A 15,126-nucleotide genomic window follows, 5' to 3' on the forward strand; every position below is an offset into this window, starting at 1 on the left:
TCGCTGCATTTTGAGGTGGGGGTCTTACTGCCCATTAAAGCGGGATAAAAGGAAGAGGCCCCCTTTTTGAAGGGTGCCTCTTATTATTTTTCGCACGATTCGAGAGTAAATAAAAATATATCGACGATTCGACAAAGAATATCGAATTACCAACAAAAAAAGACAATATGATCAAATCCACTCAGCTCCATAATCACGAATAAACTTCATATCTTTTTCATAATGTTCTAAATGTCCTTCGTCAATCATTCTTTGGAAATTTATGTCGCCTTCGTTTGCTTTTCTTTTCATATATGTACATAATGCTTCTAGACGTAGTAGTACCATACCTAAGTAATCTTCATCCATACTTTTACCGTAGGACTGGACGAATAATTTTATTCTTTCTTTCATACGGTCAGCATGTTGTGCCGATTCATAATGAATTGCCTCGCCTGATTCTGTATAATACACTCTACTTAAAGGCACACAAGTATACAGTGTATAAGCGATATCCCAAATTCTTGGTCCAGGAGCAGCAACATCGAAATCAATAATACCTACAGGTTTCTCGTTATTAAAAATAATGTTATATATAGCAAAATCATTGTGGCATAAAACCTCAATGTTATTTGGGGTATGGTCCATAGGTTTCCAATCATCTAATAACGGAAAGTCACTTACAGCATCATGATAAAGGCGAAGCATCTTTGCTATTTCTTTTAACACATCATTAGATCGCATATATTCTTTTAAAGGATAATTTCCAGCATCTCCTTCAATAAAAGATAAAATCTCTCTATTTTTCTCATCTATACCTAAAAACTTTGGTGCGTAATGAAAACCTTTGTTTTCTAAATGCTGTAATAACTTATGAATTTTTACACTGTCTGGCTTCAATTCTCGCCGAACAGTATTTTTAGAACGATATACGTTTGAGACGTTTCCCCCTGTAAGCTTTTCTTCGTTTGTGTAGTTTGACATTTCATCCCCTCCAGTAAGTACTGTCAGATTACATTTTAACACTTAGAAAAAGGAATATAGTGGCATTCGAAAGATTTGTTTATTTTTATTCAAATAAGATATTGATAATTGCATACGTGATTTAATGTGTCAGTTATTTTCAAAAAAGATTGTACATTTTATTTTAATGTGCTATGATAATATCAGTTGAATAGTTAAATTAAGCAATCCATATATTATCAAGTGCTGAAAACGAACGAGAAAAAGTATGTGAGAACTAGTTTATGTTTCGTATTTGATAATGTGTGGATTCTTTTTTTAGATAGGAAAACTAAAAATTTAAAAAAATGTATTTTCTTAGGAGGAAATAATTATGGCAGTAACAGGACAAGTAAAATGGTTTAACAACGAAAAAGGCTTCGGTTTCATCGAAGTTCCAGGCGAAAACGACGTATTCGTACACTTCTCTGCAATCGAAACTGAAGGTTTCAAATCTCTAGAAGAAGGTCAAAAAGTTAGCTTCGAAATCGAAGAAGGTAACCGTGGACCTCAAGCTAAAAACGTAATCAAACTATAATTTTATAGTTGATGATGGAAAAAAGGATGGCTAATGCCATCCTTTTTTTAGGTTGTGGAGAAAGTTTTCCCAGAGCCTGTTTTTATATCTAAATCTCTTTTTCTATGTTACAACGGGTGAAAAATTATCTGGAATGCGTATTAGTTTCTGTAGAAGAATTAGTTCAGCAAGAGCATTTGCTGCGTATGATAGTAAATAATTATAAATTTGTATTCTCTGTTGAAATGGGGAAATCTTTTCCAGATAGACCTTGAGTAACATCTTTTTTGTTAGCATTGTTGTTAGAATTTTGTTCGTCTTGAGATGATGTTTCTAACATTTGTTCTTGCTCCTTACTAGGGGTATTCAGAGCATCTGATGGGACGCTATTAATCTGTTGGCTTAATAGACTTTTTTTCTCCATATTATACAGCTCCTTTTTGGAATTAGATAAAAAACTAATGTAATCATAAATAATCACTTACATATTTTGTGTTTTGAAGTGGAATTATATACAAAACTTATATTGCAGATTTAACGAGTTAAAAAGTTGCTAGTGATGTATAAAGGTGAAGTTCTTAATAAAAATGGGTAACACGTACAAGTACTTTTTAACGTAGTGGATCATTTTTAATCATGTTTTTTGTATGTAGTAATATTAAAAAGGGGATACAAGGACACCCGGAAGAAAATAGGAAGAAGAGCAAAAGGCTTCCAAAATAGAAAGCCTTTTACTCTTCTTTTTCAACTTTTTTCTTCTCGCATTTCTTACATTCAGAGCATTTCGATTTACGAAAAGGCTTTGCAAAAAATAATAGAATGAAAAATAAAGCGAATATAATGCTAGCTGAGTTTTTCACGATTACGATGTTGTTATTTTTCATGTGAATCGTTGGTTGCATTTCTTTTTCTTTCATAGTGGACCTCCATATATTGGATTTTTATTTTAATTATAGCAAAGTTAATTGTCTTAATGATGCGAAATGAGGAAGTAGTTGTAAATATTTATAGGTAGTATAAATAGATTTTGTATAGGTTTATTATTATAAAAACAATATATTTTTATTTTATAATTTAAAAGGCGTTTGACAAATAATAAAGTATTGTAAAAAAGCGGAATCTGTAAGCCATTTCCTTTTCATAGATGCTAAAATTATACATGCAGCTGCTAATATAAATAGAAAAAAGGAGATAGTGGAATATGGAAAGTAAAGTAGAACGCTACGTCGAAAACTATGTTGTAAATAAAAATACAATGGCCTTACTTCCTGTAATTCTCAGTGAAAAGAAAATTGTTACGCGAGTTGTTGAAGTGCAAGACTCTTTTTTCGTATTTCAAAAACCTCTAGATATTATAGAAAGAAGTTGTCGCAAGCATGGTTCTAGTTTCTTAGGCAGAAAAGAAGGAACGAAAGAGTTAACTCACATTACACATAAAGCACCAATTGCGATTAGTCCGACCGATCAACTTTATTTTTTCCCTACCTATTCGTATTCTAGAAAAGAGTGCGCGTGGTTATCTCATTTTTATATTGAAAGCAATAAAGAATTAAAAGATGGAAACCTTATTATTCGATTTATAAATGGCTTTGCGGTGAAGTTAGAGATATCGAAAACTAGTTTTGAAAATCAACAAAATCGTACTGCGAAATTGCGTACTGAGTATGAAGATCGTAGGAAAAAACAAGGGAGCCCTTGTTTTAAAGAGATTGATCAAAGGGATGAATCAACATTAAGACCAGCTTATGAGAAAGTGTATTTTGTTAGAGAAGAGGATGTATGAGAGGAAAAGGATGGGGTGACTCATCCTTTTTGATTTCATTATATATCCAGTTTACGTTGTAAGATTTATAAACAAAACGAGAGAAATGTACAAACTTTTTGTTCTCTAAGGGCTTAAGATAATATAAAATTACAATATAATGGTAATTATCCTGTGTACTTAATATAGTGTGAACATATATCATGTTACATTTGTGAAGTACATAATATTTTTTTCATACTGTATAAAAAGGAGATGGTATGTTGAAAAGGATTATGTTATTTTGGGCGCAATATATTCTTGTTTTGCCTATATTATTGCTTACCTTTATGTTTACTGGTTTTGTTGGTAGTCAGTTAATGATAGGGGCTGACAAACGACATTTTATATTTACGCCTCAAAATGCTACAGAATATAGTCAAATTAGTGAAATTGATAAATTACTATTTTCTTTTTCAATTCAACCAGTTGTCACCATAGTATTTCTTCTATCGATTGTGTACGTACTGACACTGCTTGTTTTTCAAATTATTGAATGCAAGAAGCAAAGAAAGATATTACACAGTTTGCAATATATGATTCTTATACCAATTGTTATTTACTTATGGTTAGGGATAACACAATTTTCCGCAGTTAGTTTAACTTGGATAGATAATTGGAAAGATTATCTTATATTTACTCCTGCAACTATAACGAATGAGCAAGATATATATATGGTTGATAAGTTTCTATACAAATTTCGAATGTTACCTATTCGAAGTACGGTATTAATACTATCTTTTATTTATTTGTTAATACTTATTGTGATTGACAGTGTACGTGTGCTAAAAAAATTGCGTGTAAGAAATAGTCAATAGCAGAGGGGAATTGTTTGAAAGTAGAATAATGATCCGTTGCTACTTATTTTCGTATAGGTAGAAATAACCTTACGTGCAGTAAGGTTATTCTTATGAAAAAGACTAATTATTACTTTCTGTATTTTCTTCTTTTTTAACCATTGAGTGATAATTTTTGGGTGCGTTGTCTAAATTAACTTCATATCCTGTCGAATATTGATAGATTATCATAGCATAATAATGAAGGAATTCTAATGAAGGATATGGAAACTTAATAATTACATCTCCATATGTCGTATCTACCATTTCCTCTTTCATATAAGCGATGATACAGTAGAGGTAGTACTTAGAGTAAAGGGGTAAAGTGTAGAATGGATTTTCAGACAATCAAAGAGTATTTTTCACCAGAAAATATGGATCATATTGTTGAAAGTTATAAAGCATTCGGACCACTGCTTGGTATTGGTTTACCGATGATAGAAGCGTTGATTCCAGCATTGCCACTCATCGTATTTGTATTGGCGAATGCTGTTGCATTTGGATTTTGGCTCGGTTTTCTTTATTCTTGGCTTGGATCAGTAATGGGTGCCTTACTTGTTTTTTTCATAATCCGCCATTTTGGCCGAAGTCGTTTCTTTTCTTTTGTGAATAAGCATGAGAAAGTACGAAAGGCAATGGGATGGATTGAAAGGAAAGGGTTCGCGCCGATTTTCGTCATCTTTTGTTTTCCGTTTACACCGTCTGCGCTTATAAATGTTGTTGCTGGTTTATCACGCATTAGTGTAAAACAGTTTGGCCTTGCGCTCGCGTTCGGAAAGCTTGTGATGATTTTTATTTTAACGTATATCGGTCATGATTTAATGTCATTTATTCATAATCCGGTGAAATCAGTCATTGTAGCGATTGGTATTTTTATTTTATGGTATGTCGGTAAGAAAATTGAAGTAAAGTTAGAACTGCATTAAGAATAGTCTTCTTTGTAAAGGAAAGCTTCATTATTAAAGGATAAGGGGAGAAGCGGATGAAGAAAACTTTGAAAAAAGAAGGCATAGAGTGGATACGAACAATTTTAATTGGTGTATTATTAGCTGTATTTTTTCGAACGTTTTTCTTTTCAACGTATGTTGTAGAGGGGAAATCAATGATGCCGACATTGCAAGATGGCAATATGCTCGTTGTAAATAAGGTGAGTTATCAAGTGGGGGACTTGAATAGGTTTGATGTTGTTGTATTTCATGCGAACAAAAAAGAGGACTACGTAAAACGAATTATCGGTTTACCTGGGGATCATATTGAATATAAGCATGATAAACTATATATAAACGGACAATTCGTGGATGAACCTTATCTAGAGAAATATAAGAAAGAGATACATGGACGACAACTAACAGGTGACTTTACGCTAGAAGAGTTAACGAAGGAAAAAACGGTGCCACCTGGATATATTTTTGTAGTAGGTGATAACCGCCTCGGGAGCTGGGATAGTAGACATTTTGGTTTTGTAAAAGCTGATACAGTTGTCGGTAAAGTTGATTTACGATATTGGCCAATTCAAGAGGTGCAAACGAATTTTTCAAAAGGTTGATATAATAGGTGGAAGTATAGAAAAAGACAAACTACTCCGTTTGTCTTTTTTCGTGTCCTATAATACAATTATAGTAGCAAACTAACGTTCGTTATGTAAGTGAAAGGTGGGGTTACATGTCACTTCGATTTATCATTGGTAGAGCGGGAAGTGGAAAAAGTACACTTTGTTTACACGAAGTGCAAGAAGAGTTAAAGCAGCGTCCAAGAGGGGAAACAATATTATATCTTGTGCCAGAACAGATGACATTCCAAACGCAGCAGGCGTTAATTGGTAGTGAGGATGTTAGAGGTTCTATTCGGGCACAAGTTTTTAGTTTTTCACGATTAGCGTGGAAAGTATTGCAAGAAGTTGGCGGAGCGAGTCGTCTTCACATTGATGAAGCGGGCGTACATATGTTACTTCGTAAAATTGTAGAGTCTCGTAAAGATGGATTATCGGTATTCCAAAAAGCAGCGGAGCAAAATGGTTTCTTTGAACATCTTGGCAGTATGATTGCGGAGTTTAAACGATATAACGTGACGCCATCAAACGTATATGAAATGTGGCAACAATTAGATGCACATAGTAGCAGTGCTGAACAAAAGCTATTAGCGAATAAAGTGTATGATTTACAGTTATTATATGATGATTTTGAACGTGCTTTAATCGGAAAGTACTTAGATTCAGAAGACTATCTGCAATTGCTAGTGGAAAAGCTTCCGCAGTCTGAATATGTAAAGGGAGCTGAAATTTATATAGATGGCTTCCATTCGTTTTCACCGCAAGAACTAGAAATTGTAAGACAGCTTATGATTTGCGGTGCGAGAGTGACAATTACATTAACGATAGATGAAAAAACGTTAGCGCAGCCAGTAAATGAACTAGATTTATTTTATGAAACGACGTTAACGTATGAAAAAATAAAACAAGTAGCGCGTGAAGAGAAAATAGAAATTGAAAAAACGCTTCCGCTTATGGAACAACCGCGTTTTCATTCTCCAGCATTAGCGCATTTAGAAGCTCATTATGAAGCGCGTCCGAATGAGAAATTTAACGGGGAAGCAAGTGTAACGATTCATACAGCCGCGAATTTACGAGCTGAAGTAGAAGGCGTTGCTCGTGAAATTCGTAGACTTGTGGCAGATGAAGACTATCGTTACCGAGATATTGCAGTTCTTCTTCGTAACGGAGAAAGTTATTACGATGTAATGCGGACTCTATTTACAGATTATAATATCCCGCACTTTATCGATGAAAAACGCCCGATGTCACATCATCCGTTAGTAGAATGCATTCGTTCTGCACTCGAGATTATTAGCGGGAATTGGCGTTATGATGCAGTATTTCGCTGCGTGAAAACAGAGCTTTTATATCCATTAGACGTAAGAAAAGAAACGATGCGCGAAGAAATGGATGAGTTTGAAAACTACTGTTTAGCATACGGTGTACAAGGGAAAAGATGGACTTCTGAAGATCCCTGGATGTATCGCCGCTATCGTTCTCTTGACGATACGAACGGGATGATGACAGACAGTGAACGTGAAATGGAAGAGAAAATAAATCGATTGCGTGACGTTGTAAGAACGCCTGTTATTCGTATGCAAAAAAGACTGAAGCGTGCGGGAACGGTTATGCAAATGTGCGAAGCTGTTTACTTATTTTTAGAAGAGCTTGACGTTCCGAAAAAATTAGAAGCATTACGTATTCGTGCAGAAGAGAGCGGAGATTTCTTATTTGCGACAGATCATGAACAAGTATGGGAAGAAGTAATGAGTCTTCTTGATACGTTTGTTGAGATGCTTGGCGAAGAAAAAATGTCACTTTCTATGTTCACAGACGTTATGTCGACAGGTCTTGAGGCGCTTCAATTCGCAAACATTCCGCCGTCATTAGACCAAGTGTTAATTGCGAATATTGATCGTTCTAGATTATCAAATGTGAAAGCAACATTCGTCATTGGAGTGAATGAAGGTGTGATTCCAGCAGCACCGATGGATGAAGGTATGCTTTCTGATGAAGAAAGAGATGTTCTTAGCGCTGCAGGTATTGAACTCGCACCAACGACGAGACAGACTTTATTAGAAGAACAGTTTGTTATGTACCAAATGGTAACGAGAGCAACTGAGAAATTATACATTTCATGCCCGCTTGCAGATGAGGAAGGAAAGACGTTACTTGCTTCTAGCTTTATTAAGAAAATAAAAAGAATGTTCCCTGATGTGAAAGATACATTTATTACGAACGACGTAAATGATTTATCACGTTCGGAACAAATTTCATATGTAGCAACACCAGAAGTAACGTTGTCATATGTTATGCAGCAACTTCAAACGTGGAAGCGATATGGATTTGAAGGCAACTTAGACTTTTGGTGGGATGTATATAATTTCTACGTTACTTCAGATGAATGGAAGCAAAAAAGTAGCCGCGTATTATCAAGCTTATTCTACCGAAATCGTGCGCAAAAGCTAAGTACAGCTGTAAGTAGAGATTTATACGGAGACAAAATAAAAGGAAGCGTTTCTCGTATGGAATTATTTAATCGTTGTGCGTACGCTCATTTTGCGCAACACGGTTTATCGTTAAGAGAGCGTGATATTTTCAAACTTGATGCGCCAGATATTGGGGAACTATTCCATGCAGCACTGAAGAGAATTGCGGACAGGCTATTACGTGAAAATCGTACTTGGGCGGATTTATCAATAAAAGAGTGTGAGCATCTTTCTGCTGTAGTAATAGAAGAGATTGCACCGTTATTACAAAGACAAATTTTATTAAGTTCAAACCGTCATTTCTATTTAAAACAAAAACTACAACAAATCATTTTCCGTACGTCAATCATTCTTCGTGAACACGCGAAATCAAGTGGTTTCGTACCAGTTGATTTAGAAGTACCATTCGGTATGGGCGGTACAGGATCGCTTCCGCCGATGGAATTCTCATTACCAAATGGTGTAAAGATGGAAGTTGTCGGCCGTATTGACCGTGTTGATAAGGCGGAAGATGAAAATGGGACATACCTACGTATTATTGACTATAAATCAAGCTCAAAAGCGTTAGACTTAACGGAAGTGTATTACGGATTGGCACTTCAAATGTTAACGTATTTAGATGTTGTTACTTCAAATGCACATACGTGGATGAAAAAAGGCGGTACAGCATCACCAGCGGGTGTATTGTATTTCCACATTCATAACCCAATTGTTGAGGTGAAAGGTGACGCATCTGAAGCAGAAATTGAAAAGGAAATTTTAAAGAAATTCAAAATGAAAGGTCTCGTATTAGGAGATGCTGACGTTGTTCGTTTAATGGATAATAAACTTTCAACAGGAAGCTCTGATATTATTTCTGCTGGTCTGAAAAAAGACGGTAGCTTTAGTGCGCGTTCAAGTATTGCAAGTGAACAAGAGTTTAACGTCCTGCAAAAATATGTACACCATACGTTTGAAAATATCGGAAAAGACATTACAGAAGGTGTGATCGATATTGCCCCTTACAAAAAAGGAAATAAAGCGGCGTGTACGTTCTGTAACTTCAAATCGGTTTGTCAGTTCGATGAATCACTTGAAGATAACCAATTCCGTACGCTAAAAGATATGAAAGATAGCGAAGCGATGGAGAAAATTAGAGAGGAGATTGGCGGAGAATGATAGAAAATTGGCCTAAAAAACCAGAAGGTAGTCAGTGGACAGATGACCAGTGGAAAGCCGTTGTAGCGAACGGGCGTGATATTTTAGTTGCGGCTGCAGCAGGATCAGGGAAAACAGCAGTATTAGTTGAACGTATTATTAAAAAGATTATTAATGAAGAGAATCCAGTCGATGTCGACCGCCTGCTCGTTGTAACATTTACGAATGCAGCGGCGCAAGAGATGAAAAACAGAATTGGGGAAGCATTAGAAAAAGTATTAATTGATGAGCCTGGCTCTCAGCACATCCGAAAGCAGCTGAGCTTATTAAATAAAGCTTCCATTTCAACGATCCATTCATTTTGTTTACAAGTTATTAGAGGATACTATTACATGCTTGATGTTGATCCTCGTTTCCGCATTGCGAATCAAACCGAAAATGAATTGTTAAAAGAAGAAGTGTTAGATGACATATTAGAAGAAGAGTATGGAATAGAAGATAATACGATATTCTTTGAACTCGTTGATCGTTATACGAGTGATCGTAGTGATGATGACTTACAGCGTATGATTTTAGCGCTTCATACAGAATCAAGAGCGCATCCAAATCCGGAAAAATGGCTTGATAAATTAGTAGAAGCATACGACGTAGAAGGAAAGACAATTGAAGATTTAGTGTATGCTTCTTACTTATTAGAAGATGTGAAATTCCAGCTTGAAACAGCAGAACAGCATATTCGTAAAGCAACCGAACTCGCAATGCTTCCTGACGGCCCGACGCCTCGCGTTGAAACCTTGCAAGCTGATGCAGTTTTACTTGGAACGTTATCATCAGCTGCTCGTGAATCGTGGACAAGCGTTTATGAAGCGATGCAAAACGTATCGTGGCAAACGTTAAAGCGTATTAAGAAAAGTGATTACAATGAGGATATTGTAAAACAAGTAGACTCTCTTCGTAATAAAGCGAAAGATGAAGTGAAGAAATTACAAGAAGAGTTATTTAGCCGTAGACCTGAAAGTTTCTTACGAGATTTTCAAGATATGCATCCTGTATTAGAAAAGCTTGTTCAACTTGTAAAAGTATTTACAGAGCGCTTCCAAGCGATGAAGCGAGATAAAGGAATGGTCGATTTCACAGATTTAGAGCATTTCTGTTTACAAATTTTAAGTGAACAAAGTGAAAATGGTGAGATGAACCCATCAGCAGTAGCGCTTCAATATCGTAATAAATTTGCTGAAGTATTAGTCGATGAATATCAAGATACGAACTTCGTACAAGAATCGATTATTAAATTCGTAACGAAAGATTCTGAGAGTGAAGGGAACTTATTCATGGTAGGTGACGTGAAGCAGTCGATCTATCGTTTCCGACTAGCAGAACCAGGCCTGTTCCTAGGAAAGTATAAACGCTTCACACAAGAAGGATTGGGCGGCGGAATGAAGATAGACTTAGCGAAAAACTTCCGTAGTCGTCATGAAGTGTTAGCGGGTACGAACTTTATCTTTAAACAAATTATGGGCGAAGAAGTTGGAGAAATCGACTACGATGCAGACGCTGAATTAAAGTTAGGTGCTACCTATCCAGAAGGTGAAGATGTAGCGGCAGAACTACTATGCATTCAGCAAACGGAAGAAGAAGTGCAAGAAGGTGAAGAAGGTGCAGAAGTAGAAAAAGCGCAACTTGAAGCTCGCCTTATGGCGCAGCGCATTAAAGCGATGGTTGATTCAGGTTATGAAGTGTATGATCGTAAAACGGATAGTATGCGCCCTGTACAATACCGCGATTTCGTTATTTTACTTCGCTCGATGCCGTGGGCGCCGCAAATTATGGAAGAGTTAAAGCTGCAAGGAATTCCAGTATACGCTGATCTTGCGACTGGTTACTTTGAAGCGACAGAAGTAAATATTATGATGAACGTATTCCGCGTGATTGATAATCCGATGCAAGATATTCCGCTTGCAGCTGTGCTTCGTTCACCAATCGTTGGATTAAATGATGAAGAACTTGCGACGCTTCGTGCTCACGGAAAGAAAGGTTCGTTTTATGAAGTAATGAGCTCATTCTTAAAAGGGGCACCGCTTGAGGAAGAAAAAGAACTACATGATAAATTAGAGTGGTTTTATAATTTACTGCAAGGATGGCGTGAATTCGCGCGCCAACAGTCACTTTCTGATTTAATTTGGAAAGTATACGGTGAGACAGGTTATTACGACTTTGTTGGTGGTTTACCAGCTGGAAAGCAAAGGCAAGCGAACTTACGCGTACTGTATGACCGCGCAAGACAATACGAAGCAACATCGTTTAGAGGATTATTCCGCTTCTTACGTTTTATTGAACGTATTTTAGAACGCGGTGATGATATGGGTACGGCAAGAGCTTTAGGTGAACAAGAAGATGTCGTTCGTATTATGACGATTCATAAAAGTAAAGGATTAGAGTTCCCAGTCGTATTCGTAGCGGGGCTTGGTCGCCGTTTTAATACACAGGACTTAATGAAACGTTTCTTACTTCATAAAGACTTTGGTTTCGGTTCACAATTTATCGATCCTCGTAAACGAATTAAATATACGACATTATCGCAACTTGCGATTAAGCGTAAAATGAAAATGGAATTAATCGCGGAAGAAATGCGCGTATTATACGTAGCGTTAACGCGTGCAAAAGAAAAGTTAATTTTAATTGGTACAGTTAAGGATGCAAATAAGGAAATGGAAAAATGGCTTGATGCGAGGGAGCATAGTGAATGGTTATTACCAGATCATATACGTGCCGGAGCGTCTTGTTATTTAGACTGGATTGCACCTTCATTATATAGACATCGTGATAGTGAAATGCTTCTTGAATTAGGACAAGGAAGCATTCCGGCTGAAATTTATGGATACGACACGAGCTGGAAAGTAGAAGTTGTTGACGGTAACACGTTACTCGCGCCAGAACCGGTTCAAGAAGAGAAACAAGAATTGTTAGAAGCACTTCGTGAGAAAAAGGCCGTTCCCCTGCAAAGTGAACGGAAAGAAGAGGTGTACGATAGATTAATGTGGAAGTACGGATATGAGGAAGCGACATCTCATCGTGCGAAGCAATCTGTTACAGAAATAAAGAGAAATTATCAATCTGAAGAAGGTAGCGATAATGCCTTTATTAAAAAATTACGTGCACCAATTCAAACACGTCCTCGTTTTATGGAGAAAAAGGGATTAACATATGCAGAGCGCGGAACAGCAGTACATGCCGTTATGCAGCATGTTGATTTGAAGAAGCCGATTACAGAAGAAGTGATTCGGGAGCAAATTGCTGGAATGGTAAATAAAGAATTATTAACATTCGAGCAGGCGGAAGAAATTGCGATTGAAAAAGTAATTTCATTCTTTGATAGTGACCTAGGTAAAAGGGTATTAGCGGCGAAAAGTGTTGAGCGTGAAGTACCATTTACGATGATGCTTGCAGCAGAAGAAGCATATCAAGATTGGCAAGGGAAGAGCGGGGAATCCATTCTTGTCCAAGGGGTTATTGACTGCATGATCGAAGAGGAAGACGGTATTACGTTAATCGACTTTAAAACGGATACGATTGCAGGAAAATTCCCAGGTGGATTTGATCAAGCGAAACCAATTTTAGAAGAGCGATATAAAGTACAACTTTCGTTATATGCAAAAGCGCTCGAGAAAAGCTTACAACACCCTGTGAAAGAGAAATGTTTATACTTCTTTGATGGCAACCATGTTGTAAAAATTGAAGAATAGAGGGACTTGAAAATGAAAACGGAAAAAACGTTAAGAACGTGTGAAAAAGGACATGAATATTATAAAAGTAGCGATTGTCCAACTTGCCCAGCTTGTGAGAAAGAAAAGAAACCTAAAACAGGGTTTCTTTCACTTCTTTCATCACCAGCACGAAACGCGCTAGAGCATCATGGAATTCAAACGATAGAAGAACTCTCAAAGTATAGTGAAAAAGAAATTTTAAAACTGCATGGTATGGGACCTACGTCTATGCCAAAGCTTAGAAAGGCTTTGGAGGAGAGCGGGTTATCATTTAAATAAAAGAAAAAGTAGGAGATATTCTCCTACTTTTTTTACGCTGTTCCAATCTGATCTTGATCGGCCACATCAGAATCAAACGTATTTGTTGCACTAACACCGTTAAACGTATTCACGACAAACCCGACATTGGAAGCTCCGGATCCGTTATACGCTTTCGTATTCTCTTTCGGAGACACATTATAAAAATCCCCTAAATTGAAAGAACCATTACTGTTTTGCACGACGAGATTTCCAACAACAGAAGGCATACCATCCACCTACTTTACTAAACTTTGTAATTACTATATGAATTATTGTGCGGAAGGTTCATCTGTAATATATTGGCGAATTTGCATAATACGAGAGTTATTAAAAACATAATCAACATTTCCAATTTGAAATCCACCAGAGTTTAAAAGTGTGCGCAATTCAACGTTATTCACTTCAATAAAAGGACACTCATTTATAATGTTTAATTTTACATCTGTCGTTCGTTTCGGGATTGTAATGTATTCATCTGTAAAGATTTCAAATGCATCTAAGCGACCTTCGTCTTTTATATAACAAGGGAATTCCCGGTGAACGGCAAGAGCTCTACTTTTTAATTCCATTTGATTTGCATCCCCAACTTGAAATACGGCAGCAATCCCTAACGAAACAATAGAAACATTTTGGACAATAGACACGTGATGTAACATAATTTCTCAGTCTCCTTAACCTGGAGTAGGAGGGACATCTGTTACTAATGGCACAAATGGACCCTCTGTAACAGTTTCAAACGGCGTATCAAGAATAGAAGATAGAATGAGGAAATTTGCATCCCCAATTAAAAAGAGTGCGGACGACGATACACCGTTCATTTTAATCTGTCCGACTTTGAACTCGCGGTTTACAACGTTAAGGTTCATACATACTTACTCCTTTCGGAAATTGCCCGGTATGTGTTGAATAAAAGAGAGGAAGGCTTTGTCGATATCATGTTTCATAGCTTGAATAATGATATCTCGTAAATAATCTGGATCTGTTGAAATCCCTTCATGTGATTGTGCTTGTGATAAATAATAAGGAAGTCTATGCTCCATCTGTTTCTTTATGTCGTCAACCATCATTTGTCGATACATTTCATCGAGCGGCGTTCTCTCTTCTTGTTCAAAATGGAGAATTCGATTATATGCTTCTTCATCTAAGTAACGATGCATTTCCTGAAGGATACCTTGGTAAAAGTCTGGGTTTGTATCTGTTTCAGGATTGACCTTCAAAGTTTCCGTGTCAACTTGAAAATCCTCAATTTGTTGTCCTTTTGTTGAAAATGGATTTAATCCAATATTTAAAGTGCCATTTAAATTTTCTACTTTTAATTGATCGAATTTATATTCCACTTTTCCTATAGAAGAGGAGGGGCGACTTTTTAATTCATTAAGCTCTTCTTGTAATTGACGAACTTGATCTTCTAAGTTAAGAATGGTCGCTTGTTGTGCTTGAAGAGCTTGTTGAAGTTGGTGTAAGTAAGTATATATATCTTGATTCATTTGTGAAACCTCCTTTTCAATAGGGAGGGTAAATATATTCCTACTATATATTTATGACAAGGATGTCTTAAGAAGAACTAGTTGATGGTTTGATAGAAATAATTTGTCCTTTTGCCTGTAATGGGCGAAGGGGTTCTGTAAATCCGCCAGTATTTGAGAATTTAGATAGGGCTTTAATACTTCCGGCAGTACCAATTTGGAATACAGAAGAGGTTGTAATGCTATCAATTTTAATACTGTTAATGATGATGCTTTGGTTTACATAAAAATTCAATACAATCGC

Annotated in this window: 16 protein-coding genes; 8 read left to right on the forward strand and 8 right to left on the reverse strand. The window is 36.5% G+C overall.

Annotated elements, in window-relative coordinates; genetic code table 11:
* Positions 1 to 171: 171 nt before the first annotated feature.
* Positions 172 to 963 carry a phosphotransferase gene (locus FH036_RS18425; protein ID WP_139896065.1) on the reverse strand — a complete coding sequence of 264 codons (792 nt, stop codon included), beginning with the start codon at positions 961 to 963 and terminating at the stop codon, positions 172 to 174.
* A 352-nt stretch (positions 964 to 1,315) separates the two neighbouring features.
* On the opposite strand from FH036_RS18425, the gene cspA reads away from it, so the two are divergent.
* On the forward strand, positions 1,316 to 1,519 hold the full coding sequence (gene cspA / locus FH036_RS18430; RefSeq protein WP_000301522.1) for an RNA chaperone/antiterminator CspA: 204 nt from the start codon (positions 1,316 to 1,318) through the stop codon (positions 1,517 to 1,519).
* 199 nt (positions 1,520 to 1,718) lie between these two features.
* On the opposite strand, the gene FH036_RS18435 is transcribed toward cspA, so the two are convergent.
* Entirely contained in the window at positions 1,719 to 1,922 is a 204-nt protein-coding gene (locus FH036_RS18435; RefSeq protein ID WP_044792694.1) for a hypothetical protein, read from the reverse strand.
* 307 nt (positions 1,923 to 2,229) lie between these two features.
* Positions 2,230 to 2,415: a hypothetical protein gene (locus FH036_RS18440; RefSeq protein ID WP_139896066.1), complete on the reverse strand. Its 186-nt coding sequence runs from the start codon at positions 2,413 to 2,415 to the stop codon at positions 2,230 to 2,232.
* 284 nt (positions 2,416 to 2,699) lie between these two features.
* On the opposite strand from FH036_RS18440, the gene FH036_RS18445 reads away from it, so the two are divergent.
* The 7 genes from FH036_RS18445 to FH036_RS18480 all read left to right on the forward strand — a co-directional run bounded on the left by FH036_RS18445 (position 2,700) and on the right by FH036_RS18480 (position 13,335).
* The gene (locus FH036_RS18445) at positions 2,700 to 3,281 is read left to right on the forward strand and encodes a competence protein ComK (RefSeq protein ID WP_044792696.1); all 582 of its coding nucleotides are present in this window, start codon (positions 2,700 to 2,702) and stop codon (positions 3,279 to 3,281) included.
* Between the two features lie 239 nt (positions 3,282 to 3,520).
* Entirely contained in the window at positions 3,521 to 4,117 is a 597-nt protein-coding gene (locus FH036_RS18450; RefSeq protein WP_139896067.1) for a DUF4306 domain-containing protein, read from the forward strand.
* A gap of 350 nt (positions 4,118 to 4,467) precedes the next feature.
* Entirely contained in the window at positions 4,468 to 5,061 is a 594-nt protein-coding gene (locus FH036_RS18460) for a TVP38/TMEM64 family protein (RefSeq protein ID WP_000347516.1), read from the forward strand.
* Positions 5,062 to 5,117: 56 nt separating this feature from the next.
* Complete coding sequence (lepB, locus tag FH036_RS18465) at positions 5,118 to 5,681, forward strand: signal peptidase I (RefSeq protein ID WP_000751898.1); 564 nt, start codon at positions 5,118 to 5,120, stop codon at positions 5,679 to 5,681.
* A gap of 116 nt (positions 5,682 to 5,797) precedes the next feature.
* Positions 5,798 to 9,313 carry a helicase-exonuclease AddAB subunit AddB gene (gene addB / locus FH036_RS18470; protein ID WP_139896068.1) on the forward strand — a complete coding sequence of 1,172 codons (3,516 nt, stop codon included), beginning with the start codon at positions 5,798 to 5,800 and terminating at the stop codon, positions 9,311 to 9,313.
* Complete coding sequence (gene addA, locus FH036_RS18475; RefSeq protein WP_139896069.1) at positions 9,310 to 13,035, forward strand: helicase-exonuclease AddAB subunit AddA; 3,726 nt, start codon at positions 9,310 to 9,312, stop codon at positions 13,033 to 13,035. Before addB ends, addA begins: the two co-directional genes overlap by 4 nt.
* A 12-nt stretch (positions 13,036 to 13,047) precedes the next feature.
* The gene (locus FH036_RS18480; protein ID WP_000845836.1) at positions 13,048 to 13,335 is read left to right on the forward strand and encodes an RNA polymerase alpha subunit C-terminal domain-containing protein; all 288 of its coding nucleotides are present in this window, start codon (positions 13,048 to 13,050) and stop codon (positions 13,333 to 13,335) included.
* Positions 13,336 to 13,367: 32 nt separating this feature from the next.
* Here FH036_RS18480 and gerPF read toward each other — a convergent pair whose 3' ends face one another.
* The 5 genes from gerPF to gerPB all read right to left on the reverse strand — a co-directional run bounded on the left by gerPF (position 13,368) and on the right by gerPB (position 15,117).
* Positions 13,368 to 13,583, reverse strand: coding sequence for a spore germination protein GerPF (gerPF, locus tag FH036_RS18485; RefSeq protein ID WP_001141566.1), 216 nt, complete (start codon positions 13,581 to 13,583; stop codon positions 13,368 to 13,370).
* 42 nt (positions 13,584 to 13,625) lie between these two features.
* Positions 13,626 to 14,012, reverse strand: a complete 387-nt coding sequence (locus FH036_RS18490) for a spore germination protein GerPE (protein WP_000902334.1) — start codon at positions 14,010 to 14,012, stop codon at positions 13,626 to 13,628.
* Positions 14,013 to 14,027: 15 nt separating this feature from the next.
* Entirely contained in the window at positions 14,028 to 14,222 is a 195-nt protein-coding gene (gene gerPD / locus FH036_RS18495; RefSeq protein ID WP_001052802.1) for a spore germination protein GerPD, read from the reverse strand.
* Positions 14,223 to 14,228: 6 nt separating this feature from the next.
* Positions 14,229 to 14,843 carry a spore germination protein GerPC gene (gerPC, locus tag FH036_RS18500; RefSeq protein ID WP_001070747.1) on the reverse strand — a complete coding sequence of 205 codons (615 nt, stop codon included), beginning with the start codon at positions 14,841 to 14,843 and terminating at the stop codon, positions 14,229 to 14,231.
* A 67-nt stretch (positions 14,844 to 14,910) separates the two neighbouring features.
* The gene (gene gerPB, locus FH036_RS18505) at positions 14,911 to 15,117 is read right to left on the reverse strand and encodes a spore germination protein GerPB (protein ID WP_001012508.1); all 207 of its coding nucleotides are present in this window, start codon (positions 15,115 to 15,117) and stop codon (positions 14,911 to 14,913) included.
* Positions 15,118 to 15,126: the final 9 nt, after the last annotated feature.

Source organism: Bacillus sp. CD3-5, from assembly GCF_006349665.1.
GTDB classification, from domain to species: Bacteria; Bacillota; Bacilli; order Bacillales; family Bacillaceae_G; genus Bacillus_A; species Bacillus_A paranthracis.